Source organism: Microcoleus sp. Pol1C5 (genome assembly GCF_036701115.1).
GTDB lineage: Bacteria > Cyanobacteriota > Cyanobacteriia > Cyanobacteriales > Microcoleaceae > Microcoleus.
This window is the reverse complement of the sequence record NZ_JAUBQE010000072.1, coordinates 1-26,622: the sequence shown is the minus strand read 5'-3', so window position 1 is coordinate 26,622 and position 26,622 is coordinate 1. Positions and strand designations below refer to the sequence as shown.

Here is a 26,622-nt window from a genome sequence, read left to right as displayed (position 1 = left end):
CTCGGTGCCGGAGTTGGATTCGGAGTTGTCCCCGGACTTGGACTCGGTGCCGGAGTTGGATTCGGAGTTGTCCCCGGACTTGGACTCGGTGCCGGAGTTGGATTCGGAGTTGTCCCCGGACTTGGACTCGGTGCCGGAGTTGGATTCGGAGTTGTCCCCGGACTTGGACTCGGTGCCGGAGTTGGATTCGGAGTTGTCCCCGGACTTGGACTCGGTGCCGGAGTTGGATTCGGAGTTGTCCCCGGTGATGGTGCCGGAGTTGGATTCGGAGTTGTCCCCGGTGATGGTGTCGGAGAAGCACTTGTACCCGGTGATGGTGCCGGAGAAGCACTTGTTCCCTCAATGGTGAAGGGATTGTCGTTTACGCGCGGTATTTGAGCTGTAGTGAACCGAGATTCATCTAGCGAGTTCGATCGAACATCAATCAACACCGCCAAAAATTCCCCAGTTTGCCTGTCCCTAATAATCGTGTTGCTAGAATTCGAGCCTTGACCTTGGAAAATTTCTAACTCTGTAAAGTTCAAACCTCCAGCTAGACCGATCGAATCTCCCGCATTAAAATCTCTAATTACATCAGCATCGCCGATGTCGCGGCCCCCAGTAGTGAGAAACCCGTTGCCACCAGGCGACGTGCCCACCCTACTGAGAACAAAGATATCCGATCCCTCGCCTCCTGTCAGAGTATCCGATCCGCGATCGCCCGAAAGAATATCATCCCCAGCATCTCCAGAAAAAGAATCATTGCCGTCGCCCCCGAAGAGCAGGTCATCACCCTCGCCGCCATCACCAGTATCGTTACCAACACCGCCAGTGATGACATCCCCGCCCTCGGCGCCCAACAAAATATCATTGCCCCCAGCACCTATAAGGCAGTCGTTACCCGTGTCGCCAAAAACACTGTCATTGCCCTTGTCGCCAAAAATCAGGTCGTCCTCGCCACCTCCGCGCAGACAGTCATTGCCTTTACCGCCGTACAGCGTGTCGTTGCCTTCAGAACCCAAGACAAGATCGTTGCCCTGGTCGCCAAAAGCTACGTCATCGCCTTGGTCGCCAGAAACCAAGTCATCGTCTTTGCCGCCCCGGGCCGTGTCATTGCCGCGCCCTCCCTCAACAATATCTTTACCAGCGCCGCCATTGAGAGAATCGTTACCGTCATCGCCCCTGAGTAGATCGTCTCCGTCCCGACTCAGAAGCGTGTCGTCGCCGGCACCCCCGGAAATCGTGTCATTGAACAAGCTGCCGATTAAATAGTTACTGGCGTCATTTGCGACAACTAAGCCATCGACAAAAAGTGGCTCTGGGGGAGGCGTGGGAACTGTCACAGGTGGCCGCGGCACCGGGGTGATCGAAATGTCCGGGCCCGTCCCCGCCGACGGCGTAGGCGAAGTCCCCGCCGACGGCGTAGGCGAAGTCCCCGCCGACGGCGTAGGCGAAGTCCCTGCCGACGGTGTAGGCGAAGTCCCCGCCGACGGCGTAGGCGAAGTCCCCGCCGACGGCGTAGGCGAAGTCCCTGCCGACGGCGTAGGCGACGGCGCCGTGCCGCCATCCAAACTATCGCCGTTCTCATCCTCTAACACGAAGATTGGCAACCCTTCGAGAAAAGCTAGTGGTACTGCACTTGGCATTGTTCCGCCTCCTTGCGACGCTACTCAAAAACTACTAAATAAACTTAAAGTCAGAGGCAGTAATGACGGTGCTAAGCGCTCCCGGCACAGTAGGAATAGAATTCAAAACTCCCAAATCAAAAGCTGGGAGACTGTCATCTGCCACATTTGGGTCAAAGCCGAGAACGTACTTGTTAAAAGTATTGTTCAGGTACACGAAGAAAGCTCCCGCTTTGCTAGAACCGTTTTGATTCTTCAACACTGCATTTACTGCTTGAGCGTTGTCAAATTTAGATTCAAACAAAATGACTGATTGCTTGCTAATGTTGTCGCCGCTAGACCCGATATTCCTGACGATAAAACTGGTGAAATCGAGAGTAGTTCCTGAGTTGGTTAAACCTGCGAAATTTGACGACCTGAACAAAAATCTGTCGGTCTCGCTGCCGTTAGCGTTAAAGTCAGCAATCACGTCCACGCCTTCGCTGGGAGTTTCGTAGTAGAAGAAATCATTGCCAACATCGCCCGTGAGCAAATCAGAACCGTTGCCACCGCCCAAAATGTCATTGCCTGCACCGCCGGAAAGCGAGTCGTTGTCATCGCCGCCCAACACCAAGTCATTGCCGAAGGCGCCGCTGAGACAGTCGCTGCCGGCACCGCCGTCGAGAGTGTCGTCGCCCGCTTGGCCGTCGAGGGAGTCGGTGCCAGCCTCGCCCAACACGTAGTCATTGCCCGAACCTCCGAGTCCCGTGTCGTTGCCTCCTCCACCCAACATCGTTTCATCGTTGTCGCCGCCGGAGATGGAATCGTTATTGATACCGCCGTCGACCAAGTTTCTGCCCAGTCCACCGTCGAGGATGTCGTCGCCTGCACCGCCCTCGATGGAGTCGTCGCCAATGCCACCAAGTAAGGTGTCGATCCCAGCGCCACCAAGTATCGAGTCGTCGCCGGATTCTCCCAACATCGAGTCATTACCTGTTCCGCCCTCAATGGTGTCGTTGTTGTCACCGCCCAAGAGGTTGTCATTGTCATTGCCGCCGAACATCAGGTCGTTGCCCAGTCCGCCGATCAGCGAGTCTATGCCGTCTTCGCCGTCAACGGTGTCGTTGCCCAGTCCGCCGTCGAGGATGTCATTGCCGATGGCACCCACCACCGAGTCGTTGCCTGCTTCACCGAATTCGAGGTCATTGCCGCCACTGCCATCGATGATGTCGTTGCCGTCGCCCCCAGCGAGGGTATCGTCGCCAGCCCCACCGAGGATGAAGTCGCTGAGGTTGCTGCCTGTAAAGCTGCTGGCCGGGAGAGCGCTGCGATCGACAATATTATCTACCACCGTGATGCTGAAGGATGCCGGCCCGATAGTTGCAGATCCGTCGGAGGCTGTAAACGTGAAACTGTCGCTGCCACCTCCTGCCAGCAAGTTGTATTTGACAATGTTGTTGTTGATATCGTCTTGGCTGAATTTACCGCCGACGTTGAGAAAGGTGGTACCCCTTTGGACAAAACCTCTGCTAGCGTCGGGGGCTTTGGTAATGGTGTAAACGATTTCCGACGGCGTGTTATCGGGATCTGTGACTAACAAATCGGCTGCAGTGATTGTCTGGGTAGGATTACTTTTGGCAACCACCACACCGTCGTTAATTATTAGCTGCGGCGGGCTACTGACGTTGATGGTTACTACCGCCTTACTTGTGCCGCCGCTGCCGTCTGAGATCGAGTAGCTAAAGCTGTCTGTACCCGAGAAGCCCGGATTCGGGGTGTATTTGAATACGCCGCCGCCCACGGGAACCAGACTCCCTTTGCTTGCTGGAGCAAAAGTCGTGACAGTCAGAGCGCTTTGTTCCTGGTCAGTATCGTTCAACAGAACGTTGAAACTGAGTTCTTGACCCGCAACCGTGGTGAAGTTGTCGTTAACTGCTCTTGGAGGTTGGTTAAAGATGGGCGTCGGACTGGTTGTCGGCGTCGGACTTCCTGTCGGCGTCGGACTTCCTGTCGGGGTCGGGAACGTCGGTGTCGGGAACGTCGGCACCGGCTCGTCTGGGGTCGGACTGGTTGTCGGCGTCGGACTGGTTGTCGGCGTCGGACTGGTTGTCGGTGTCGGACTGGTTGTCGGTGTCGGACTGGTTGTCGGTGTCGGACTGGTTGTCGGTGTCGGACTGTCTGTCGGCGTCGGCAGGGGAAGCGGAGTTGCGCTGCCGGGAACTGTGGGGGCAATTACAAATGAGCTTCGCCCTAGGGTTCTGCTGTCTACTCCGGGCAATACTGCTAAAAAGTCGCCGCTGACGCCGTTGCGAATAATCGTACTGCCAGCTTTGGTCTCGGTGCTTTGGAAGATTACCAAATCTTCAAACTTGAGGTCGCCACTTAACCCGATTAAATCTTCGCCTTGGCGAAAGTCTGTGAAAATGTCGGCATCGGCGAGATCTGGGCCGCCTGTGGTGAGAAATGCCGGGTTAGTGCCGTCGCTGCTGCTGCCGCTGGGGGAACTGAATGCACCGATGACGAAGACATCTCTGCCTTCGCCTCCTGCCACTACGTCTTTGCCTGTTTCGCCCCAAATAACGTCGTTGCCAGCGCCGGCGTCCACGATGTCATCACCGTCGCCGCCGAATACGATGTCGTCGCCGTCGCCGGAAAAAAATGTATCCCCGCCGGCGTTTCCGTAAACCCAGTCGCCTCCTTCGTTGCCAAATACCAAGTCTTCGCCATCGCCGCCGAAGAGCGAGTCGTTACCTTGGTCGCCCCAGAGGATGTCGTCGCCTCGATCGCCCAAAAAGCTATCGTCGCCAGAGCCTCCACGCAAGCTGTCGCTGCCTTTACCGCCGTAAGCCGTGTCTCTGCCTTCGCCTCCGATTACCGTGTCATTGCCATCATTGCCATATAACTGGTCGGGGTTATTTCCCCCGTCGAGGGAGTCGTTGTCTTTACCTCCGTACAGGGTATCGAGTCCTGAACCGCCGTCTAGAACGTCGTTCCCGGGCGCACCGAACAGCACGTCGTCATCGTCGCCCCCGAATATTAAATCGTCGCCGTCGGCTCCTTGCAGGTTGTCGTTGCCTTGCAGCCCGGAAATCACGTCGGGCCCGGGACTCCCAACTAAGGAGTCGTTGGTTTCTCCGCCACGGACTACGCCGCCGATGACTGCAGGCGACGTACCTTGGCCCCCGCCCAATGTGTCGTCTATGCCGCCAAATGTGTCGTCCCCGGAGGGAGTCGGAGTTGGAGTCGGCGTCGGAGTTGGTGTTGGAGTCGGTTCTGGTGTTGGAGTCGGTTCTGGTGTTGGAGTCGGTTCTGGTGTTGGAGTCGGTTCTGGTGTTGGAGTCGGTATACTTACTACTGGCACTGCACTTGGCATTATTTTGGCTCCTTTAAACGACGATGCCGATTAACTTTAAGAACTGATTAGTATCAGTTTGTTGCCACAAATCTGGCTTAAAATTGATTAATAATCCCCATCATTTCTAGCATACTAAATCAAAACTGCAACGGCTATGGATATTTTTTAAGCCGGGCATCTTTTGATCTCAAAATATTAATGATTGCACGTTTTGCTGCCTATGTTGGGTATACTTTAATATCGCCCCATTTCTCTAGAACCTAGAAGTCTGGCTTCGAGTCAGCCCGGTGTATTGATCCAGAAGCCGAAAAAATAAAAATCTTCGCTGTGATAATTTTTTCTTTCCTCCTGCCGAATGCCGAATACATATGTGCCTCTTGCCTTCAGAAGCCGACTTTCTTATGCTGACTTCTGACAAGAAACAGAGCTGTTAATTAGGGGCAGAAGCGGCCCGGTTTGTTCTTGTCCACTGACGGATAGTTCGCTGTGGCAAAGGTAAAGCAGGGAACAGCGACTTAATAAATCTAGCAGAATTCGTCGCAGTCGCTGTTGGTCGGCGGTCGTTTCGTCTTCGGTTTCCCAGGGGCGTCCGAGTTGCGATCGCAAAAATAAGGGAGCGCCAAACAAGGTCGCCGCACCGCCACTCAGCCACAGCGGCGAGCCGGCATCCAGCCAAAAATGCCATTTGTGGGCGCGGCGGCTGCTGCGGTACTGGAAGATGTTGGCGAGGGTGACGGCTCTGGCTGCTGGGCCTTCTGGACGCACTGGAAATGGGTTGGCGGTGACGGTTCCTTGGCGCAACAACTGGATGAATTGGGCGATCGTTTCTGAGTCGCCGCCGTTTGTTGGTTCTACGCGCTGAATTCGCCCGTTGATTTCCCAGTAGTGGGTGGCGGTTTCCATTAACTCGCGCAGGGCTGCTAGCCGATCGTAGGGCAGGTATCTGTCGTTCATGAGAAATTTCTGGATCGCTCGATCGAGCAGCGCAATTGGACTCGGCAACAGCCGCTCCTGCTGTTGCAACCGCTGTTGTTCGATCCACTCGACAATCTGCTCGTAGGCCCTGGCTGCTCGGTGTCCCAGTCTGTCCCACCGAGGAAAGGCTGTAATTGGCAGCAATTGAGGTCGATCGAGATTTGGACAAAAACAGTGATCCGCGATTAAACCTGCTCTCACTTGGTCGATCGATTTTTGATTGTGAATTTGAGATGTTAAATTGAAAGTCGAGTTAGAATCTTCTGCTTCCAATGAACGGTGTTTCTGGCTGCCCAACATTACCAGCATTTCGGCGGCGCCGTCTCGATCGACTAAACGGCCGAGTCCCGGATAAACTAAGGCTAACAAAGTGAGTAAAGCTCGAATCTCTGGGGTAGTCGAGAGGGGGCGCTGATCGTTGAGAGATACGGCGGCGATACCATCTCGCGCGAGAATTTCCGTTAAACTGTAACGGGCGATCGCATCCATCCCAGGGGCAATTACAGCGATTTCCTGGGGTTCCACGGCTTGTGATTTCACCGCATCCACGATGATTTCGGCGGTTTCTCGCAGCAGTTGAGCCCGGGAAGTGGTTTGGAGCGATCGAACTTTACCGGGCAAACTCAAGCCTAAAGGATAAAAACCCTCAGAATTAACTGCTAAACTTACCGCTAAATCTCCAATCTCTGGGGCTAAACCTGCTTGTGCGTCCAAATTTTCCACGCTTTGACAGCGGTCTTCGAGCCTGGCTAGGTATTCCGTGTCAGCCCCCAAGCCCAAACGCACTCCTCCATCCCGATTGTAGGAGAACGCCCCCGCTGCACCTTGGTCGAGCATTCGATCGAACAAATGGCGACTTATCGCCGGATAATCGTCAACATCGTCTGCGATCACAGCTTGATATCTAGAGGCCAAATGCTGCTGGTAAGTGGCATCTGGCAACAAATAGCGCCAGTAGAGTTCGCAAACAATCCCGTAAGTCAGGAGCCCCCGCGTCAAGCACCATTCCCGCCATCTTTCCAGCAACTCTCCCATGCTAGTCCACAGGTTGGTCGAGCCGCCGTCACCAGCAAATCCCTGTTCTAGAATGCTGGGAATCTCTTCTCTCGGCGTAGCGCTGACAGCAGCAAGTTGTAATAAGTCTAGTGTTCGACGCACCATTCGGTTTGGACTTACCCCTGTTTGTTGCAAAATGCCCTCGTCTAGTTCGCGACGCCAGAGTCTCGCGGCAAGTTCCAGTTCTGTTTCAGGTTGCAGCCGCAGGGGAAATTGAGCCCTCAAATCCAGCGACTGAACTAGCAGGGGCCAAAATAGCAATACCTCCTGCTCAAAAAAACCGAAGGGCGTTGTGGAGTGAAAGGTATATTTTCCTTCGGTAGCGACGGCGATGCGATCGGCCAATTCTAGCCGGTTGTCTCCGTTAGCTGCTAAGACTAAAATTGCTGGGGCAGTTTGTCCAGCCCGCCGCCGCCCGGAACTCGATCGCCCTGAAACTTTTGTGGGCAAGGGCTTGACTGTTTTGCTCCAAATGCAGAACTGCTCGACTAAACGACTGGTTTTGCCGCTGCGGGCAGATCCGACAATCCAAATTGAATCCTCGCTGGCCGTTGTCAGTTTATGTAAATTTGTTACCATACCGTGAATACTTTAATCACTAATGTCTACAGCCAACTAACCAGCTTTAGCTATGAATACTTCTCCGTGGAACAGGATTGTAAAATATCTCTACAGCCTTCACCAATGGTATCGAGAAACCCCTGAGAGGGCTCTAGAACAGGCCTACGATGCTGCGTTAGCAATTAAGGCGATCGAAGACGAGCATTTTGGCGGTCAAGGAATCTCTGAGCGATCGGGAGAGTACGGACAAAGCACCTTGTCTTACTTTAAATCCGAGCTGCAAAAATACCTCAAGGTCATCCAAACCAGAATGGTTGAGTTTAATGCTAGCCGTTCTTTTTTGGAACTGCCGGAGCGAGTGGGGGCAAAACCGAAAACGGGGCACAGCGCTGAGCCTCACCAGCACGGATTACATCTCAACCATAAAGATAGAGCCTCCCTTATATTTGAGAAGCTAGAGTTTATTGATGGAGTCATCGACAAGTATGTTAATAATAGTAGATCGACGGCAATTGTTCCAGTTGTCAGTTCAGTAAATCAGCAGGCAAAATCTACAACAAATAGCAGTTCTCCACCCGATCCCAAAAATAAAGGTTCAGCTAATTCGGTTCAAATTCACGATGGTGAGGTTGACACTAACTATGAAGAAGTGAATTTATTACCGCGATCGCTTTTGGGAACTTTGAATCGAATCACTAAAGATTTAGACCCTGGAGCTGAAAAAGAAGTAGTCAAAAATTTTCGCAATTCCAAAGTAAAAACAATTATTTCTCTCAGATTTATTTTGCTTTTGATTTTAGTTCCGCTGTTGGCTAATCAAATCTCCAAAAACTTTCTAGTCGGACCGATAGTTGACCATTTTAGAGGTGGAGAAAATGCCCCACTTTTCATAAATGTTAACCTGGAAGAAGAAGCATTCCAAGAACTGGAGAGATTTGAGCAGCACCTGAAATTTGAAAGGTTAATAGGCACTGATCCGTCGCTTTCTTTAGAGGAAACGGAAAAGAAGATTTCCGAGAAAGCAGTTGAGATCGCGGAGGAATACCGCGCTGAAAGTGGGGGAGCTATTAAAAATATTTTTGCCGATTTGATTTCAGTCATTGCCTTTGCCGCCATTATCGTCACTAACAAGAAAGAGATTGAGATTTTAAAGTCTTTCATGGACGATGTGATTTACGGCCTCAGCGACAGTGCGAAAGCTTTCGTAATTATTTTGTTTACAGATGTGTTTGTTGGATTCCACTCGCCTCATGGTTGGGAAGTAGTTCTCGAAGGTGCATCGAGGCATTTGGGGCTTCCAGAAAATAGGCAGTTCATATTTTTGTTTATTGCAACGTTTCCAGTGATATTGGATACGGTATTTAAGTATTGGATATTCCGTTATTTAAACCGGAGTTCGCCTTCGGCTGTTGCTACGTACAAGAATATGAACGAATAATTAGAGGGGAAGGAAGTTCGGCAACGGATTTTGTAACGGATGTAACGGATGTAACGGGTGTAACTGATGTCAGGAAGAAGGAAAAAAAGATGTAATAATAGCAACGGTTTCAGGCCTTAAGAACGTCCTCATTAGGGCGTCCACGGCACACAGAGTGGCTTACTCATAGCGCATAAAACCATTTATTTTTTGCGTCAGTAGTGGTTTAATTAAGTTGATCTACTTAAGCTGTTGGGCCTCTAAGTTTTATTTTTGGGCTGGTTTTCGCGCGCACCCACAATAATTTTATCAAACTTGACAGTCATCAAGGCTCGGCTCAGGAAGCGTAAAATTTAGATGTGGCTAGGCCGATCGACAAAAAATGCGATCGCCCGCAGAATCTCTCGAAAGAAATCAAAAGCGCGATCGCATTCCCAGAAGCAATTACCAATTAGCAATTGCCAATGATCTAATTCCAACGCTTCTTGCGCTGTCGCTGGCTTGCTACCGCCTCCACCAGCCCCAGGCCAAGAAAATTACTCAGCAGCGACGCATTCCCGTAACTTAGGAAAGGCAGCGGAATACCCGTAACCGGAGCCAAGCCAATGTTCATCCCAATATTTACGAACACCTGAAAAATCAACATTGACAGTACGCCGATCGCTAGCAAAGAACCAAAATTATCGTTAGCAGTTTGAGCGATTGTCACCAACCGGAAACAAATTATCCAGAAAATCAACAACACGGCAATACAGCCAATAAAACCCAATTCTTCGCCAATAGCTGAAAAGATAAAGTCCGTATGCTGTTCGGGAATAAAGTTAAGCTGAGTTTGCGTGCCCTGAAACAAACCCCGGCCCTTCAGTTCCCCAGCGCCAATAGCAATCCGAGATTGAATCAAGTGATATCCGCTGCCTAAAGGGTCTTTCTCGGGGTTTAAAAACCCTGTCAGGCGCATTTTTTGATAATCCTTGAGAACATTCCAAAAAATATGTCCGAGGTGTCCAGAAACAACGTTCACCAACACAGCACCGAAAGTCCCCAACCAGGGCCAAGGCAGGGTTCGCCAAGCGATAATACCCGCAACAACTACCCAGGCTATCCAAATCGGTGTAGACAGGTTATTGAAGAGAACTGAGATGAGAGGAGAGAATAGCAATATTAGCCAGCCGGGATTGACATTACCCCAGTAAAACATCCCCATTGTGATCGCGCCGAACACTAGGGAAGTACCTAAATTGGGTTCGGCAAATATCAATCCCCAGGGTACAGCCATAATCGCCAGCATCCTCAACATATCCCGGACTGTGGGGACACTCTTCTCGTGCAGGAGAGCTGCTAAAGTGACAATCATGCCTACTTTGGCAAATTCTGACGGTTGCAGGTAAAAGCCGCCGATGTTGATCCACCGCTGGGCACCGAGCCCTGTAGTACCGATAAAGCGCACTGCGATCAGGGACAAATTGATTAATATGTAAATCGGCCATTTCCACTCAATCAGTGTTTGGTAACGGCAGCGGGAAATGATGATGGCGAGGAACAAACCGACTGCCCCAGTTACCCAGTGCCGCCACCAATCGATCAGCCCCTGGTTGATTTCGACGCTGCGGATCATGACTCCCCCGAAGATGGTGAGGGCGATGCAAGCGGCAAACAGCCAAGGGTCTGCTTCTTCCCAGGGTCTGAAGATTGATTTCCAGCGGTTTCTGACTTGTATTCTCTGCAACATGAGGATTTTAGATTTTAGATTTTAGATTTTAGATTATCGAGCCGATTTTCGGAAGTTGCGGATATATTTCGGATTCAGAGTCTGCACCTTACTTTAGAACTTTACAAGCGTCGGTGTGAGTACCTCACATTATTCGGGGAGTTGTAGGGATGTTCCGGGCCGTCAGCAACGGGTTAGGAGTGCGCGGACACACTAATCTGTAGGGTGCGCCGGGCCCCGCACCTTACGCGGATTTAGCCCGATCGCGATCCGCAAGTCCGAGAATCGTCACGCCGGTTCGTAAAGGTACTCGAAGCCGTTCCCATCTGGATCTCTGCCGTAAAAAGAGGCAGTACCGTCGCGGTGTTCGTGAATGTGGGTGACGGAAACACCATCGGCTTTGAGTTGTTCGTAAGCGGATTCCATTTCGGTACGATCGTCAAATACAAACCCAAAATGCGGCCCTGCTTGGTCGTAACTCGGACTCAACAGCGCCAATCCGTCCTCTCCTGCTTTCAAATAAGCCCAGTCTGCATCTTTCCAGACTAACTCCATACCCAAGTTGCGGTAGAATTCAGCAGACTTCTCTATGTCTTGCACGCAGACGGCTACGTGTCCCAATCGTTTTAGTTTCATATCTACAAAGTTTATGGTTGTTCTTCCATTTATTGTATCTATTTTCTGATTTGTTGCTCGATTAATTAGCTATTTTTTCTGTTTTTTTTATTGCGGCTAACTGTACTTTTTCTACTTGTTTGCTAGCGTCCATTTCGCTGAACAGTTGAATGGCGCGCTCAAAATTTTCTTCACTTTTGTCGGTGTTACCAAGTTTTTGTTCTGTTAGTGCTAGTTGATAGCAAGCTTCGGCTCGGTCTAATTTGGCGCTAGCTCGATCGAGTATTTCTATTGCTTCTGCATGGTGCTGCAGGGCTTGGTCAAATTCTCCCTGTTCTCGGTACAGCCCTGCTATACCGCTGAGAGCTTTGGCTTTGATGGTGCTGTACTGGTTTTGGTCGGTTTGGGCGATCGCTTGGCGGTACAAACTCAAAGCTTTCTCTGTCTCTCCCAGATTTTGATAGGTGGCGGCGAGAAAAACTAATTTGTATCCCGTACCCACCAAATGACTGTTTTCCCGATCGGCATACAGTTTTTCGGCAAGCTCTTCCGCCTCTTTTTTTGCTCCGACACAGGAGTTGAGGAAAGCTAACCCGACATCGATCGAATAGCTATTAATCCCGATTTCGTCCCGCGAAGTTTTCAGCTTGACAAATATCTCCATAGCTGATTCTAATTCGCCCATTTCTATTTGACAAAAACCTATATTAATTGCAGCGTTAACTTTCCAGAATTCCAGATTAGCTTGTTTGCCGTTTTCCGGGTCGCTGCTTTTCGCTAGAATTTGCAAAGATTTAGTGGCTTTTATTTCTGATATTTGATGGCATTCTATCGCTTGATTTATTTCACCTAAAATCCGGTAACAAATACCTAAAACACTGTATAAACCGCTCAAATAATAATCAGAAGTCACATTGTTAACTATCCGAGTAGTTGCTGAAATTATGGGCTGCAAGAAACCTAATTTGTAGAGCGCTCTACCGAGCTTGTAATCTTTGGCAAACTGGATATTGATTTTTTTGAGGATAACGCTCGCGGCCTGCTCGAAACAGCTAATTGCCACATAATGATAGTAAGCTTCAAAAGCTTTCAGCGCATCTTCTACAGTCTCAATATTTTCAACACTCTCGCTCCAGAACTCGGCGGCTTTGCGGTTGGCAGTTTCCCAGTCTCCGGGCGAGAGCCGATCGACCGCTTCTTCCCGAATTGCTGGATGCAGCCAGTATTCGCCCTTCAGAGACTCGACTAGCGATCGGTGCAACAGCGATTTAATGATTTGTCGGCGTCCGGCTTCGGGCACGTCCCACAGCAAACACAAAAGTCCGTCAGTAGGGACTGTCGGCACGTCTTGATAGCGGTAACAGCCCAAGCGACAGAGGAGTTGATAGGCTTCGGCATCGAGTTCGAGGAGGCGGTTGAATTGACTGGTAACTAAATTTTTTAAGTCTGTTTCAACGAGTGGATGGTCGCTGTTTTCCAGCCAGTAAGCCGCCATGTCTCCGTCAAAATCTTCTCGGATCGTGCCGCAAATAATGCCCATTGCTTTGGCATTGCCGCCGTAAACTTTGTGCATTTCCTGGAGGGCGACATCATCTATATTGATGTTGCGGCAGCTAAAAAACTGCCGCCAAACTTCCACCTCTAATCCCGGAAGCAAGTAGTGTTCGACGGTGACATCTGAATCGCAAAGTCGATCGCGACTGGTAATCAGCGTTACCGACTGCACCGCTGCGTCAGCCAAAACTCGCAACAGTTCCACGTAAAGCCGGTGCGGTTCAATAAACTTACCTTGTCCGTCGAGTGCGGCTTCCAAATTGTCAATCAATACGCCGACTTTGTGAGTCTGAAGCTGCCGCTTCAGCCGCCCCAGGGTGACGCCAAAGTCTGGCCCAGGTTCTTCCTGAAAGTCTTGCTTGAGCCATTCTTCGATCGCGCTTTCCAAAGCTGTGATGTTCTCTGTCTCTTTTGCCATCAACAGTTCAATTACCCGATCGAACCCTTGAGATTTGAGATACTGTCTGGCCAAAGTTGTTTTGCCGATACCGCCGGCACTTTGGATGACAATCACTTTTGCACCTTGGGCGACAAGAGTATTGAGATCTTCGATAGCCCCGACTCTGCCCAAAAAATTCGGGTTTTCGATTTCCAAATCCGCATCAACTCCGAGAGATACTTGGACCGGAACAGTTTGTCCCGACTGCGGTTCTAGTTTCGAGTAGCTGCGCCAATACCGCTCTACAACGGCTTGAAGGTTGTCTCTTTTAACTTTTTCGCCTTCTCCAAACAGCGCTGAAAGTCGCTTCCACAAATTAGAGGCAGCGTCCTTAACAGTCCCTACTCCATACCCTTCACTATCTGCAACCTGTTGGTACGTCCTGCCTTGCACGCCTTGCCAAGCTTCGCGAAAGATCGCGCTGTCAAGGTTATCGAGAGTTTTCAGGTTTCGAGCCACAAGTAACGAGTTGGTAAAATCCAGTGCACGATCGGCTTCCATTTAGTCACCAGGTTTAGCGTTACCCATCTGAGACAACTTTAACAGACTTTTTCCGACTCGCTTACACCCTCAAACAGTGGACTTGTATAGACTTTTACCGACTGACACGGCCGAGGTTGGCCGGGGATACTGTTGAGTGTGGAGGGGAAGTTGACAGACAAGCTTCTAACTTACACACAGATCGAGTCGAGTTTATATTCAGGAGCAAGCAGCGATGTCTATTAACGATGTTGAAACAGCGATCGTAGATGAACAAATTCGCCCTCAAGAATGCGGCCGGGTTCGTTTCCAAAACAGTTGGTGGCCGGCGAAGTGCGATCGAGACATGACTTTTGAACCCGGTGAGGTGGTTCGCGTCGTGGGAATTGAAAATATTACTTTGATCGTTGCAGCGTCGTTTGCGATCAATAATTCTGAAAGTTAAGGCAAATCTACAATCGGGAGTAAGCAATCATGAATTTTGACAATTCCGAAAAAGCGATCGTGGATGAAGAAATTCGACCTAATGAGTCCGGTCGCGTTCGTTTCCAAAACAGTTGGTGGCCGGCGAAGTGCGATGGAGAGATGACTCTTGAGCCTGGTGACGTGGTGCGCGTAGTCGGAATTGACAATATTACTTTGATAGTGGAAGCCGCGTTATAAATCAATGGCTTAGGGAGTCGAGCTATAAGTTTATAGCATCCCAAGGTTCCAGCCAAACTACAATCAGGAGAAAGTAATCATGACTGTCAGCGATTTAGACAGAGCGATCGTTGAAGAAGAAATTAAACCAAATCAGTCCGGCAGCGTGCGATTTCAAAGCAGTTGGTGGCCTGCCAAGTGCGTTCGAGAAATAACTTTGCAACCCGGCGAAGTTGTTCGCGTCGTGAGACTTGACAACATTACTCTGATAGTTGAAGCGTAGTTGGGAAACAATCTGTAGGTGGGGAGTTATCGGAGGGTAGAAAAAATAAATTTCGATCGCGTTTCTATTTCGATACATTTCTCTTCAAGCGCGCGATCGTACTCATCACCTCTGTTAATTTCAATATTCTAGAGTTTGACCTCAACCACAACTCACCGCTGACAGTTTTGTCGGCGGGTTTTTTTCAGTAAGGACACCGCACCGTACCCAAACCCTGTCAACTTAAGGCTAAAACCTTTGATAAATCTCGTTTTTACCTGAGTCTAGATCCCCCTAAATCCCCCTGGTTGTTGGGGGACTTTAATAAGACTCCTGTCCCCCCCTTATTAAGGGGGGCTAGGGGGGATCTAGGCTTAACAGTCAAACAGCATTCTGTGACTGGGTTTGACGTTAAGTTGACACGAAGAAGGAGACGGTGCGGTGTCCCTACTTACGAAAAGCCTATGTGTCATCCTGACTGAAACGAAGCATCTCCCTTGATGCTTCGCCCAAATCCCTAAGTCCTATTTTTCATAACGAACTAGAAGATGCCAGAGAAAGATATCCGGATCGTCATGATCGATCATCTCTTTAAACATGGAAACAAAAGGCTCATAGTCCAAAAACTGCATCTCCAAACAGAGTTGTTTTAATCCCGCTTCTTTAAAGATGCGATTTAACCGCAAGGGAGTGTAATAAATCTGGGGATATTGCCACTCAGCATCCCAAACTTTATTGCCGTAGACATCGATAAATCCCTCTGTAACACAGTGAGCGTGTTTGCGACTGAAATAGGCAATTTCTAAAAAGCCTAAGGTGGTTGGAAAATATCCGTATATCTTGCCACCTGGCTTGAGAACTTTCCCAAATTCCCGAATCATCTCGCGGTTGGTTTTATCCTCACTGGAAACCACGGCATTTACGAGGAGGACGTAATCAAATTTATCGTTCCACTCCGGTTTTTGTCCGGTGATTCGCGTGGAGTCTACTTCCTCAAACACGATTTGCTGATTGTTGAGTCGGGAATCTCCATCGGCTTTTTTCCAGTCTTCTTGTGCTGTTTCAATCGCTGTTTTGGAAAAATCGGTACAGTAGATTTGTCCAATTTGGGGGCAAAATTCTAGTAAGGTTTTCTGAAGATAAATTTCCGAGCCACAACCGGGAATTAGGACTTTGATGTCAGGGGAATTGGGAATATCATAGCCGGGAGAACGCTCTGGACTGATTAAGTTTTTGCAGATTTTGGGGTCTTGGGTGAGACTGAAAGCGGTGTTGGTATAATCTTCGTGGCTTTTATCCCACATCTCTTTCTCTTCTTCAATAGATTTCGAGCCAAGGCCATGAGAAGAGGGAATTAGCCATTTGTAATCATTTGTGCTGGTCATAATTTTTAACTCCAAAATGTTCAGTACAGGTCAAATCTGTGTGTCAACCGCTAACAACCAAGCCGCCGTTTTCCAGCACGTACATGACATCCGCACGCAACGCATGAGCCATGCGGTGGGTAATCAAAATCACGGTGCGTTCTTTGGTGATGCGCTCGATGGTGGCGAGGATTTCGGCTTCTGTGGCGGGGTCAAGGGCGGATGTGGCTTCATCCAGAATCAGAATTGCTGGATTTCTTACCAAAGCTCTCGCTAAAGCGATTCTTTGCCGTTGTCCCCCTGATAACTGTCCGCCCCTGTCACCAACGGGTGTGTCGTAGCCTTGGGGTAAGGACAAAATAAAGTTGTGAATCTCGGCGGCTTTGGCTGCGGCTTCGACTTGTTCGTCAGTGGCTTCTAGATAGCCCATGCGGATGTTTTCTCGCACCGAGCAATTAAACAGAATTACATCCTGAGAAACCAGCCCAATTTGAGAACGGAGGGAGCGTACTGTTGTATAACGCAAATCAATTCCATCAAACAGAATGCGTCCTTTATCCGGGTCATAAAATCGCGTCAGCAAGTTGACAATTGTACTTTTGCCTGCTCCACTTTGACCGACAAATACCGCGAAGTCTCCTTGGCGAATCTTTAGGGAGAGATTTTTAACTCCTCCTCTATCTTGGGAGTAGCTAAAGCTAACATCGTCAAAGTTAATATCACTGGAAAACTGAGGTAAATCAATCGCATCCGGTGCATCCTGAATCGCCGGGGTTTCTGATAAGATATCGCTGATGCGTTGCAGCCCTGCCACTCCATCAATAAATGCAGGTATTGACGAAGTTAAGCCGAGGATATTGAGATTCAAACCTACCAGTAAAACTTGAAAGGAGGTAAGAGTTCCTACAGAAATTATATTCCTTTAGGTCCTCACTGCACCGATACTTAAAACGATAAGCTGCGTCATGACAAAACCAATCATCGGGACTTTCTGCACTAAGTAGGAGAGAAAGGTTGCCCGGACATAAACCTGTTTTAAGTCATTCAAATCCCTGGAAAAATCCTTAGTCATTTGGTTCTCCATCCCGAATATCTTGACAACGGTTTGCGAGAGGATATTCTCTTCGACGACGCTGGCAATCTGTCCTTCTTTTTGCAGCAACTTATAGCCGACTTCGGTGGCAAGGCTGGCAATTTTTGCTGGGGCAATGGTGCAGAGGGTTAAACCGATTAAACTGAGCAGGGCTAATTGCCAGTTGAGGAAGAAGAGGAAAACCAGAGAAAATAGGAAGTTAGACAGTTCTAAAACAACGACTGTCAGTCCCATTGTAATTACACCATTTTCCACCTTTTGGACATCGGCGATGAGACAATTGACAATATCCCCGGCTGAACGCCGTCCAAAAAACTCCATTGAAAGGCTTTGGAGATGCTCGAATAGAGAGTGTCGGATATTGTTGGTGATTAAAATGCCTAAACGCGCTCCTAGGAAAATTCCTAGCAAACCGATGCAGGCATATAGAATTGCTCCGACAACTAGCAATGACAGGATTAGAACCAGAAGACTATAGTTTTGGGGAACGATGGCGGCATTGATGATAAATTTTAAGCTGGCTCGGAAGACTGAATCAAAGGCTGCGTCGAATATCAGGCAGATAAAGAGTAAAATGAATTGCCATTTGTAGGAGGCAATGTATTTGTTGAGGGTTTTAAAGAACCAAATAAGTTCCATGAGTTATGGGAGTTTGTCTACAGGCACGATTTATACTTTGACGTAGCATTTATCCAGGTTTGGATTGGATTCAGTTGCTCTTTTTTTGAGGCTGCATCCTTTCCATGTCTCTATCATGCCTCCCCTCCTATGTCCTTGTCAGTCAGAAAAGTCGGATCGTAAAGTCGGAAAAGTCGGATCTTTGCATCAGAGGGGCTAGGGAGATGGGAGAGCAGGGGTGCACAGGGGCAGGGTAGTATTTTTTGCTCAATCTTCGTCATCCTCCCCACCTTCCCAACCCCGTCAAATCCAGAAAACGATAGAGCGGCACGCCGAGACGGCACACCGCTTACAACCCATTTAGGGTTAAAGTAGAAAGTTGCGACTCTATTTAGAAGTCTCTCAAATAATCACCAATGAAACCTTTTGCTAGGTCTGCCCCTTTCTTTAAGAGTTCGCCCCATGCCGGAGCGGCACCTGCTCCAACCGCTACAATCTTGTTTCCGATGTTGGAAAAGGCAGTGGTCTCAATGAATCGATGTTGGTATGGCTTATTAGCTTTATTGTGGTAGACTAAAAACCGCAACGTTTTCTCATTGTTTTGTCCGTATTGGAAAGCCTCATCAACCTGAATTTTGTAACCCCCGCTAACTAATGGGTTGCTGGATTCATCTTTTTGACATTTCTGAAAAAATGAGTCCGCAAGACCTAGTTGTATAAACAGACTTCCACTTGCCTCTTTATCCTTCACAGAGTAGGGTAGGGCAATATACTGTTCTTGTCGGCTGCCAAGATCTTGTTGCCATTTGATAGTTTCCTCTTTCTTTGAATCCGGGTTGAATTTGATCCAATCGCCTTTCTCAACTATTTGAGCCATTTTTTCTCTCCTGAATTTTCAGTACATCATAAAAGAGGTTATACGGAAACCTTTTTTATGTATTGGTTTTGTGACTGGTATTTGACCAGGGACAAGGTTAGGTTTTATTCCTTTCGCTTGTCCACCTATAAAACGTTTCCACTTATCCATTTCTGAATTTTTCTAGTTACAGGCTTTTTTTTGCTAACTCAACACACCCATGAAAAAAGCATCAATAACGATCGGCTTTTTGTATAATCAGGAGACGCAGCTAATAAAGCGCTCGCCTTCTTTCAATTAAAAAAGAGGGGCAATTGCCCCCCTGATTTTATAACCCTGATCCTGAAAAGCGATCGCACTCCTTCGTTTTAAGCTCAACTAAAAAGCGATCACCCCCTTTTTGTCAGGCAGGTTTTCATTGAAATGTTATGTCGATTGGAAAGTTTGATATATTTTCTATGGTTATAACTGGCGAATTAAATGTCCCCTCGTTTGGGACTCGTAGGACTTCGAGTTCGTAGGTAAAAGTTAACTGGTTTTGGATTTGTCCTCCGGCAGTTAAAGCAACTTCGACCATGCTGTTTTTGGGAAAGTTATCGTCTTCGCCCCCCACGTAACTCACCTTAAAATCTCTGGTGTTATCTGGGATATTGGCTAACTGCCCCATCGGTTGTATGATTGGCATTTGTGTTTCTCTCCTTTTTTGTAAATTAGTTCTCTTTCGTTTGGTTAGCTCCTACACCCTTAAGACGATTCCGGCAGTCAATTTCTGAACTTTTCGAGTTAGCCGCTATTTTTTCCTAACTCAATGCACCCATAAAACCAGCCTCAAACACTAGAACTATAATTTCCACCCATTGCACCAGATTTTGTCATTAACTTAAGGTCAGCAACAAAAGATATAGGGTGAGCAATGCCCAACCTATATCTATTTTAAATCACCTTTCATCGGCTGATAATGTAATTTTTTTAAATCAAAATCTTTTTCGGTCTCCCATGATACTTGACCTCCTTTTCAATTAGTTTCCTTGGGTTTTGTAGAGAGGAAATTTTATTTTGTTCTTCCGTCTCTACACCTATAAGACGAATCCAGAGGTCAATTTCTGAATTTTTCGAGTTAGAGGCTGTTTTTTCCCAACTCAATGCACCCCATCAAACCAGCTTCAAGCCCGATCGCCCTTTCGCCTCTTACCTTTCAACCGTTTCACAGCCTCCTCAACCTCCCCACGAAAAGGGTAGAGCAACCGCCGCTTCAACGCACTTCGATAAGCTTCCACTGCCTCCGCCACATCCCCCAACCCCAACAACGCTCTCCCTTGCCAGTAACCAGCCATCGCTGGGTCAAACTCCATCAATTCCTGGGACTGACAAGCCTTTTCCAACCATTTCCGACTCGCCACCTCATCCCCCAGCCATCGATAACTCTCCCCCAGCCACACCGCAGCAGATACAGATTGCAGATAACTCCCATCTTCTGGTAACAACTGCCATCCTTGCGCCAAAGTTTCCACCGCTTCCCGGTGTTTCCCCGCCAGCGCCAACACCCGCCCATGACCAAACCAAGCATCTGGTAACTGCGGTTCAAGTTGCGTCCCCTTCGCAGAGACACTAAACCCCCGATCGATTTCCTGAAAACTTTCCACCAACACCCGCCCCGCCGTCGTCCAAACACTCCAGCGTTGGGGAAAACGATCGAGCATCTCTTCTACTATTGATGCAAGGGTTACTTGAGGGTTCGATCCCCCTAAATCCCCCTTAACAAGGGGGACTTCCAGAGGAGTTTCCCCCTTGCAATTATAAGGCTTTGCCTCCTCTAGCTCCCCCCTTGTTAAGGGGGGCTGGGGGGGATCGAGAGGAGCTGGGAGACGACGGTTAGATCCCCCTAAATCCCCCTTAACAAGGGGGACTTCCAGAGGAGTTCTCCCCGTGCAGTTAGAAGACTTGGCCTGCTCTAGCTCCCCCCTTGTTAAGGGGGGCTGGGGGGGATCGAGAGGAACTGGGGGAGAGGTAACAGACAAAATCTCACACAACGCCCGATAAATTTCACAATCCTGGGGATACAGACGATAAGCCTTCAGCATCGCCTCAGCCGCTTTCTGATATTCCCCGGTATGGAACAAGTAACGCCCATAGGAATACCAACCCCTCGGATGATTCGGGTGTTCCTCAGTAAACCGTTCCAACACCCCAACCCCATTAGCCGACTCCCCCCTGAACAGGTGATAATATGCCAGCAACTCGCGGGCATCCGCCGCATCAGGAGCCTGTTGCAGCACAGAACCAATTATCTGTTTAGTCTGCTTCCCCTCCTTACCGGATACCAATCTCATCCGGCAACGAGTATCCGCCAGTCGTTTGAGCGCTCGGAAATCACCTGGAGCCACCTCTAGCACTTTGCTCAACCGCCGCTGCGCTTGGCGCACATTCCCCACCGCCTGACTCGCGTCGTAGCTGTCAATCAGCGCTACAAAATCATCCGGGTTCAGTGACAAAACCCGATCGAACGATCGCAAAGCTGCAACCGCATCCCCTCTCCCCATTTGCACCTGCCCCAACGCCAGCCAGTGAGCCGCATTATTGGGTTCAAGGGAAGCCGCCGACTCAAAAGCGAGTATCGCGCCCTGAGTGTCATTTCTACAGAGTGCGCTCGATCCGCTGATATGCTGCCGAGTCGCCTCATTGCGTGCATTGGCCAAGGCACTTTCATAAACCCCTACTGCCTCAGCCTTTTGTCCCATAAGCTGCAAGAGTTTCCCCAATTGCAACCGCACGCCAATCAATGGTTGCTGCCGATCGATTACTTGGCGATACTCCTCAACCGCCTGCTCAATACGACCCATTGCATACAGCAGATTCGCCAATTCCAACCGTTTCTTCCATCCCGAAGGATACTGCTGCACGTACTCACTTAATGTTTTCAGCTTCTGGTCAATTCGGGCTGGCTTGGAGTCTAGAACCAGGTAAGCATTCAACTCCACCCCAGAGGACTGAGTGAGGGATACCACCCGGAGTGTAGTGTTTCTAGACATATTGCTGCTACCTGATAATTAATTGTCTCGCCAATGTTCTCTGTCATCGGGGCGGTCGAGTCGGATGCGATCGTTTCATCGGATTGTAGGGGCAATCGGCCTGCGTGAAGCGAAGCTATCCCGTAGGGAATCGCCCCACCCGTGGTTGCTCCACAATCTTGACGCGGTAGGCACTGGGGCACTACCCCTGCGGCAAAATCATCGCTGCTAAAGGCAACGTCCCCCTTTTGAGACGACTCGGAGGAATCTAACAAACCATCGTCCAACCCTGACAAATACCTGCTCAAACGCTTTTGCAGAATTTCTCGTGCCTGTTGAATGCGCTTGTAAACGTTATTGAGAGAGAGAGCAAGTTTTTGGGCAATATCTTGATACGCAATCTGGTAGCAGTAACGCAGGATAAACGGATTGCGTAATCGAGAAGGAAGAGTATCAATAGCGCGGCGAATGTACTGTCCCAACTCATGATGTAGAAGTGCCTCTTCAGGAGAGTCAAAACAAGAAATAACTGCTGAGCTTTCTGTAGCAGCTACTTCTTCAATATCCTCCATCTGCATTGCTTTCCGGCGGCGTTCTCGGTGTATATCTATACATAAATTATGGGTTAAGCGGGTGAGCCAAGCTCGGAGGTTGGTGATTTTTTCGGCATAGTCGGGCAATTTATGCCAAGCTTTGAGCATGGCGCGACTGAGCACTTCTTCGGCATCAGTAGGATTCCCCCCCATCCACCTGAGACAGCAACGGTAAAGATAATCTCGATTCTGCTGCCATAGCTGCCAAAATGCTTTCTCTATATCTTCAGGACAACACCGAATGTCTGTTGCAATAACCGATTGAGAATTTGACATGATTTTAAAGGTGGTGAAAAATAAATGTGAAGAAACATTTTTCTATTTCTTTTTTCGTTGCACCCCAATCCCGCAAACATCTAGCTGAGTGTGGTCTCAGTATTTATGCGGATAAAGATTGGATTCAGTTGCTCTTTTTTTGAGGCTGCATCCTTTCCATGTCTGTATCAGGGCTCCCCTCCCCCGCCCCTGTCAGTCGGAAAAGTCGGCTCATAAAGTCGGAAAAGTCCGACGCCCTGGTTGTGCTATCTATCTTTAGATATAGCAAATCGACAGCATGATTGGTACTGTTCTATGTCTTTTGGTAGATGCTATTAATAGTATGTTTGGGATTTCGGCATAAAGCAAGTCGGAAAAGTCGGATCGTAAAGTCGGAAAAGTCGGATCATTTGGAGCTGACGGGGTGACAAGCAACTTAAAAGCCTTGCAATTAAAGGGTTTAAGCCATCGCCCTCACAAAGAATTAGGCGGCCGCGATCCCCTTTTTCGGGTTTCGACAAGGTGGAATCGGGATCGGGGGCGATCGCCCCGGAGCGTAATTGTCAATAAGTCTGTCATAATAGCTATTAGGAATTACTCCACCGACTTAGTACGGTGTATAACTCAAAGCTAGGGTGCAAAACTGAAAAACCTTACCCGATGAGATGGATTTGTACATGATTTTTGAAGAAGCTCTAGAATTTATCGAAGCAGCCTTAGAGTCCAAGACCAGTAAAACGTTAAGTTTGCTGGAAAAAGAAATCTTAAAAGCTGCTTGGGAAAACGCAACTTATAGTGTACTTGCTGACAGCTTGTACCTGAGCATAGGACATATCAAAGATTTAGCTGCCATCCTGTGGCAGCGCCTTTCAGACGTAATGGGGGAAAAAGTTACTAAAAATAACTTCCGCTCTCTGGTAGAGAAGCCAAGCACCACAATTGCGATCGTCGAGGCCAAAGTCGAAGGCGAACCTATGAGGATGGCTTCGGTAGGAGAAAGTGACATCAATGAATTAGAAACTTACAAAGGCAACATTTTAATTGTTGATGACATCCAAGAGAATCTGCGTTTTCTAACAAGAATTCTCACTAACGAGGGGTACAAAGTTCGCTGCGTCACCAATGGTTCGATGGCCTTGAGGACTGTTCGCCATTATCCCCCCGATGCTATATTGCTGGATATTAAAATGCCAGATATGGACGGCTATCAAGTCTGCGAAGCCCTCAAATCTGATGAAAAAAACTCAGAAATTCCGATTATTTTCTTAAGCGCGCTCGATCAAGTTTTTGATAAAGTCAAAGCTTTTAAGGTAGGGGGAGTTGACTACATCTCTAAACCTTTTCAGCCGGAAGAAGTGCTAGCTCGCCTCGAAACTCAGGTCACTATCCAGCACCAAAAACGCCAGCTTAAAGAAGCAATCGAGCGACACCAGCAAACCGCAGAAATCGCCTACCAATCTCGCACCCTGTTGGCAAATTTGCTAAACTCATCTCTGGATGGAATAGCCGCAGTGGAGGCGGTGAGGGCAGATATCGCTGGAGAAATTGAAGATTTTCGCTGCTTGGTAGTTAACCCTGTCTTTGCCAGACTCTTAGGGAAAAAACGAACCGAACTTGCGGGCGAACCCGTTCTGAAAAAACTGCTTAATCACTTGAGTCCCGGATTGTTTGATTTATTAGTAGAGGTTGTTGAGACTGGAGAATCACTTGAAGGAGAGGTTCATCTAGAAAATGAGGAGCTTGACAAATGCTATTATGTAACTGCTGTGAGATTGGCAGACGGTTGCTCAATTACCATCCGCGATCTTACAGACTTAAAACAGTCGGCATTACAGTCCATGATTGAACAGAACCAACCGCGTACTAGCATCAAATAGCAGAAACAGTAATTACGCAATCCGACCCAAGAAATCTCGCTTTTAGCTGAGTCTCGATCCCCCTAAATCCCCCTTAAGAAGGGGGACTTTGAATACTCTTGTCCCCCCCTTCTTAAGGGGAGTAGGGGTTGGCTAGGGGGGATCGATCGAGAGTTTACTTCATAAACCTGCAATCGGCTGTCTCAAGATTCACCAATCAAGGGTTCAGTTAAATCGAGAATCTTCTCAAACTGAAACTTCGTCACCCAACCCCTGAGAGTTTGAAGCTCGAAAGCTTGAGATTCAGGAATCTCCTCTAGGAGTTGAAAAACTAATTCCGAATCCGCGTCAATAGCTGCTTCATATAATTTTACTATCCATTCTTTTGACATCGCTGCTAATAAATCAGTGAAATTTAACGGTTCTCCAGTCACATTAGAAGGGGAAGACAATAGCTCTTGCTCCTGATAAATATAACCGACTCCCAAATGTTTAGCCATGATGTCAAAGATGGCTTCTGTGTGGAACGGTTTTCGCACAAAATCATCACAACCAGCAGATAAAATAACTGCCTTTTCTTCTTCCCACACGCTAGCAGTAATAACAATAACAGCAGTAGCTTGACCTTTAAGGGTGCCTTTAATGCGTTTCGTGGCTTCATACCCATCCATAACTGGCATTCTCATGTCCATCCAGATCAGATGGGGTGAGTATGAATCCCAAATTTCAAGCGCTTCAATACCGTTAGTCGCTTCTTGCACTTCAAAACCAACAGGTTGGAGGAGTTTAACTAACAGTTGCCGATTGTAATCTCGATCGTCCACTACTAGGATGCGATATTGGGGTTGGTTAGGCGCTAGGGCAACGACGCGACGACTGTGGGGTTGGTTTTGAATGGCGCTGGCATCAGCGATGCCCACAGGAATGTCAAATTTAAATGTTGTGCCCGTTGTGTCTTCTAAAAATTCCTTGAGAGGCATTCCAGGGGTGAAAGCTTTACCGTGACTAATGACTGTTATTTCACCTCCCATCAAGCGGACAAATTGACGGCTAATCGTCAGTCCTAATCCGGTTCCTTGCTGTACTTTTTGACCGGATGCTGTTTGCACGAAGGGTTTGAATAGATTCTCCAGTTCCTCTGCCGCAATCCCAACTCCCGTATCTTTTACTTCAAAGGTAATGGTTGTTGATTGTGGGTTGTTGGTTGTTGGTATTTCGGCTTCACTTTGGGTTTTTACCTCTTTATTTTTTACTTCTAAAGACACGCTTCCCGAAGAGGTAAACTTAACGGCATTACTGACAAAATTAATCAGCACTTGCCGCAACTTAACTTTATCAGCGCAGATATATTTAGGAACATCGGCATCACATTCAAATCGTAAGTGTAAGCTTTGAGTGTTGGCTTTCAACGCAAACATCTCCTCGATTTCCGCTAAAAAGTGATGAATGTGAAAATTATTTTTAGATAGCGTCATGCCTCCAGCTTCAACTTTGGAAAGGTCAAGCACCTGATTAATTAGAGATAATAAATGCTCTCCACTGCGCTGAATGATGTTAAGGTTCTCTTTTTGTTCATCTAACAGATTTGTATCCTGATTCATCAGTTGAGAAAAACCGAGAATGGCGTTAAGGGGAGTTCGCAATTCGTGGCTCATGTTGGCAAGGAAAGTGCTTTTGGCGAGGTTGGCGGCAATGGCTGCTTCTTTTGCGCGTTCGAGTTCTGCTTCTGCTTTTTTGCGATCGCTGATATCTCGTCCTACGGCCTGGAATTCAACAATGCAACCCGAATCATCAAATATCCCTCGGTTAACCCACTGCGTCCAACGCACTTCGGAGCTAACAATCACCCGATTTTCAATTGTGACAAAGGGATTTTCTTTGCTAATGGAATTAACGAGTCGGGTTACATATTCGCGGTCTTCCTCAAACACGACAGGTTCGTAGTGATGCCCGATGAGTTGTTCCCTTGTCAGTCCAAAAAATCGACAGTAGCCTTCATTGACAAAAGTAACGGTACCATCTGGCAGATACCGGGCAATCAGTTCTGTCTGGTCTTCCAGAATACCCAGGTAGCGTGCCTCGCTCTGCTGCAGAGCCTCTTCTGTTTTTTTGCGCTCGCGAATTTCCTGTTCTAAACGGACATTTTCAATGAGCGTAATCTGTGCTTGCTGGCGCGAGCTAATATCTTGAAAAGCTGCGATCGCATATTCTACATTACCCGTCTCATCAAAAATTGGCGTGCTAGTTACTTCTAAGGCATTTGTGACAAGTTAAGAAAAAGTGCAAATTGTCAAGGGGGTACAAAAAAAAATGTAAAATAGGCTGAACATCT

General features: G+C 48.3%; 19 protein-coding genes and 1 pseudogene. 5 read left to right on the top strand and 15 right to left on the bottom strand.

Annotated features, from left to right (window positions below):
• The 3 genes and pseudogenes from QUA23_RS28110 to QUA23_RS28100 form a co-directional block, all read right to left on the bottom strand.
• Positions 1-1,625 (bottom strand): annotated as a pseudogene (locus QUA23_RS28110) (calcium-binding protein); the annotation flags it as partial.
• Positions 1,626-1,659: 34 nt separating this feature from the next.
• The gene (locus QUA23_RS28105) at positions 1,660-4,956 is read right to left on the bottom strand and encodes an Ig-like domain-containing protein (RefSeq protein ID WP_333078746.1); all 3,297 of its coding nucleotides are present in this window, start codon (positions 4,954-4,956) and stop codon (positions 1,660-1,662) included.
• A 381-nt stretch (positions 4,957-5,337) separates the two neighbouring features.
• A complete protein-coding gene (locus tag QUA23_RS28100; protein WP_333078747.1) occupies positions 5,338-7,548 on the bottom strand; it encodes a recombinase family protein in 2,211 nt (736 codons plus the stop codon).
• A 52-nt stretch (positions 7,549-7,600) separates the two neighbouring features.
• On the opposite strand from QUA23_RS28100, the gene QUA23_RS28095 reads away from it, so the two are divergent.
• Positions 7,601-8,968, top strand: a complete 1,368-nt coding sequence (locus QUA23_RS28095) for a proton extrusion protein PcxA (RefSeq protein WP_333078748.1) — start codon at positions 7,601-7,603, stop codon at positions 8,966-8,968.
• Between the two features lie 332 nt (positions 8,969-9,300).
• Here the strand turns inward: QUA23_RS28095 and QUA23_RS28090 are convergent, their stop codons facing one another.
• From QUA23_RS28090 to QUA23_RS28075, 4 genes are all read right to left on the bottom strand, one after another.
• Entirely contained in the window at positions 9,301-9,426 is a 126-nt protein-coding gene (locus QUA23_RS28090; protein ID WP_333110627.1) for a hypothetical protein, read from the bottom strand.
• Entirely contained in the window at positions 9,417-10,676 is a 1,260-nt protein-coding gene (gene rodA, locus QUA23_RS28085; protein WP_333078749.1) for a rod shape-determining protein RodA, read from the bottom strand. Before rodA ends, QUA23_RS28090 begins: the two co-directional genes overlap by 10 nt.
• A gap of 267 nt (positions 10,677-10,943) precedes the next feature.
• Positions 10,944-11,291: a VOC family protein gene (locus tag QUA23_RS28080; RefSeq protein ID WP_190661613.1), complete on the bottom strand. Its 348-nt coding sequence runs from the start codon at positions 11,289-11,291 to the stop codon at positions 10,944-10,946.
• A gap of 61 nt (positions 11,292-11,352) precedes the next feature.
• Positions 11,353-13,764, bottom strand: coding sequence for a tetratricopeptide repeat protein (locus tag QUA23_RS28075; RefSeq protein WP_333078750.1), 2,412 nt, complete (start codon positions 13,762-13,764; stop codon positions 11,353-11,355).
• A 214-nt stretch (positions 13,765-13,978) separates the two neighbouring features.
• On the opposite strand from QUA23_RS28075, the gene QUA23_RS28070 reads away from it, so the two are divergent.
• From QUA23_RS28070 to QUA23_RS28060, 3 genes are all read left to right on the top strand, one after another.
• Positions 13,979-14,188, top strand: a complete 210-nt coding sequence (locus tag QUA23_RS28070; protein WP_333078751.1) for an NfeD family protein — start codon at positions 13,979-13,981, stop codon at positions 14,186-14,188.
• 29 nt (positions 14,189-14,217) lie between these two features.
• On the top strand, positions 14,218-14,406 hold the full coding sequence (locus QUA23_RS28065; protein ID WP_333078752.1) for an NfeD family protein: 189 nt from the start codon (positions 14,218-14,220) through the stop codon (positions 14,404-14,406).
• A 79-nt stretch (positions 14,407-14,485) separates the two neighbouring features.
• Positions 14,486-14,668 carry an NfeD family protein gene (locus QUA23_RS28060; protein WP_333078753.1) on the top strand — a complete coding sequence of 61 codons (183 nt, stop codon included), beginning with the start codon at positions 14,486-14,488 and terminating at the stop codon, positions 14,666-14,668.
• 503 nt (positions 14,669-15,171) lie between these two features.
• Here QUA23_RS28060 and QUA23_RS28055 read toward each other — a convergent pair.
• The 7 genes from QUA23_RS28055 to QUA23_RS28025 all read right to left on the bottom strand — a co-directional run bounded on the left by QUA23_RS28055 (position 15,172) and on the right by QUA23_RS28025 (position 22,455).
• The gene (locus QUA23_RS28055) at positions 15,172-16,032 is read right to left on the bottom strand and encodes a class I SAM-dependent methyltransferase (protein ID WP_333078754.1); all 861 of its coding nucleotides are present in this window, start codon (positions 16,030-16,032) and stop codon (positions 15,172-15,174) included.
• Between the two features lie 43 nt (positions 16,033-16,075).
• Positions 16,076-16,879 carry an ATP-binding cassette domain-containing protein gene (locus QUA23_RS28050; RefSeq protein WP_333078755.1) on the bottom strand — a complete coding sequence of 268 codons (804 nt, stop codon included), beginning with the start codon at positions 16,877-16,879 and terminating at the stop codon, positions 16,076-16,078.
• A gap of 54 nt (positions 16,880-16,933) precedes the next feature.
• Entirely contained in the window at positions 16,934-17,743 is an 810-nt protein-coding gene (locus QUA23_RS28045) for an ABC transporter ATP-binding protein (RefSeq protein WP_333078756.1), read from the bottom strand.
• A gap of 370 nt (positions 17,744-18,113) precedes the next feature.
• Positions 18,114-18,599, bottom strand: coding sequence for a hypothetical protein (locus QUA23_RS28040; RefSeq protein WP_333078757.1), 486 nt, complete (start codon positions 18,597-18,599; stop codon positions 18,114-18,116).
• Between the two features lie 394 nt (positions 18,600-18,993).
• Positions 18,994-19,263, bottom strand: coding sequence for a hypothetical protein (locus tag QUA23_RS28035; RefSeq protein WP_333078758.1), 270 nt, complete (start codon positions 19,261-19,263; stop codon positions 18,994-18,996).
• Positions 19,264-19,741: 478 nt separating this feature from the next.
• Positions 19,742-21,607: a tetratricopeptide repeat protein gene (locus QUA23_RS28030; RefSeq protein WP_333078759.1), complete on the bottom strand. Its 1,866-nt coding sequence runs from the start codon at positions 21,605-21,607 to the stop codon at positions 19,742-19,744.
• Positions 21,547-22,455 carry a sigma-70 family RNA polymerase sigma factor gene (locus QUA23_RS28025; RefSeq protein ID WP_333078760.1) on the bottom strand — a complete coding sequence of 303 codons (909 nt, stop codon included), beginning with the start codon at positions 22,453-22,455 and terminating at the stop codon, positions 21,547-21,549. Before QUA23_RS28025 ends, QUA23_RS28030 begins: the two co-directional genes overlap by 61 nt.
• Positions 22,456-23,099: 644 nt before the next feature.
• Between QUA23_RS28025 and QUA23_RS28020 the strand changes: the two genes are divergently transcribed.
• The gene (locus QUA23_RS28020; protein WP_333110625.1) at positions 23,100-24,311 is read left to right on the top strand and encodes a response regulator; all 1,212 of its coding nucleotides are present in this window, start codon (positions 23,100-23,102) and stop codon (positions 24,309-24,311) included.
• Positions 24,312-24,493: 182 nt separating this feature from the next.
• On the opposite strand, the gene QUA23_RS28015 is transcribed toward QUA23_RS28020, so the two are convergent.
• Entirely contained in the window at positions 24,494-26,383 is a 1,890-nt protein-coding gene (locus QUA23_RS28015) for a response regulator (RefSeq protein ID WP_333110628.1), read from the bottom strand.
• Between the last annotated feature and the right edge of the window lie 239 nt (positions 26,384-26,622).

What these genes read in the sequence shown, in the direction of transcription:
- QUA23_RS28105 (WP_333078746.1), bottom strand. Translation starts at nt 4,956, where the DNA reads ATGCCAAGTGCAGTGCCAGTAGTAAGTATACCGACTCCAACACCAGAA.
- QUA23_RS28100 (WP_333078747.1), bottom strand. Translation starts at nt 7,548, where the DNA reads ATGGTAACAAATTTACATAAACTGACAACGGCCAGCGAGGATTCAATT.
- QUA23_RS28095 (WP_333078748.1), top strand. Translation starts at nt 7,601, where the DNA reads ATGAATACTTCTCCGTGGAACAGGATTGTAAAATATCTCTACAGCCTT.
- rodA (WP_333078749.1), bottom strand. Translation starts at nt 10,676, where the DNA reads ATGTTGCAGAGAATACAAGTCAGAAACCGCTGGAAATCAATCTTCAGA.
- QUA23_RS28080 (WP_190661613.1), bottom strand. Translation starts at nt 11,291, where the DNA reads ATGAAACTAAAACGATTGGGACACGTAGCCGTCTGCGTGCAAGACATA.
- QUA23_RS28075 (WP_333078750.1), bottom strand. Translation starts at nt 13,764, where the DNA reads ATGGAAGCCGATCGTGCACTGGATTTTACCAACTCGTTACTTGTGGCT.
- QUA23_RS28070 (WP_333078751.1), top strand. Translation starts at nt 13,979, where the DNA reads ATGTCTATTAACGATGTTGAAACAGCGATCGTAGATGAACAAATTCGC.
- QUA23_RS28065 (WP_333078752.1), top strand. Translation starts at nt 14,218, where the DNA reads ATGAATTTTGACAATTCCGAAAAAGCGATCGTGGATGAAGAAATTCGA.
- QUA23_RS28060 (WP_333078753.1), top strand. Translation starts at nt 14,486, where the DNA reads ATGACTGTCAGCGATTTAGACAGAGCGATCGTTGAAGAAGAAATTAAA.
- QUA23_RS28055 (WP_333078754.1), bottom strand. Translation starts at nt 16,032, where the DNA reads ATGACCAGCACAAATGATTACAAATGGCTAATTCCCTCTTCTCATGGC.
- QUA23_RS28045 (WP_333078756.1), bottom strand. Translation starts at nt 17,743, where the DNA reads ATGGAACTTATTTGGTTCTTTAAAACCCTCAACAAATACATTGCCTCC.
- QUA23_RS28040 (WP_333078757.1), bottom strand. Translation starts at nt 18,599, where the DNA reads ATGGCTCAAATAGTTGAGAAAGGCGATTGGATCAAATTCAACCCGGAT.
- QUA23_RS28035 (WP_333078758.1), bottom strand. Translation starts at nt 19,263, where the DNA reads ATGCCAATCATACAACCGATGGGGCAGTTAGCCAATATCCCAGATAAC.
- QUA23_RS28030 (WP_333078759.1), bottom strand. Translation starts at nt 21,607, where the DNA reads ATGTCTAGAAACACTACACTCCGGGTGGTATCCCTCACTCAGTCCTCT.
- QUA23_RS28025 (WP_333078760.1), bottom strand. Translation starts at nt 22,455, where the DNA reads ATGTCAAATTCTCAATCGGTTATTGCAACAGACATTCGGTGTTGTCCT.
- QUA23_RS28020 (WP_333110625.1), top strand. Translation starts at nt 23,100, where the DNA reads ATGGATTTGTACATGATTTTTGAAGAAGCTCTAGAATTTATCGAAGCA.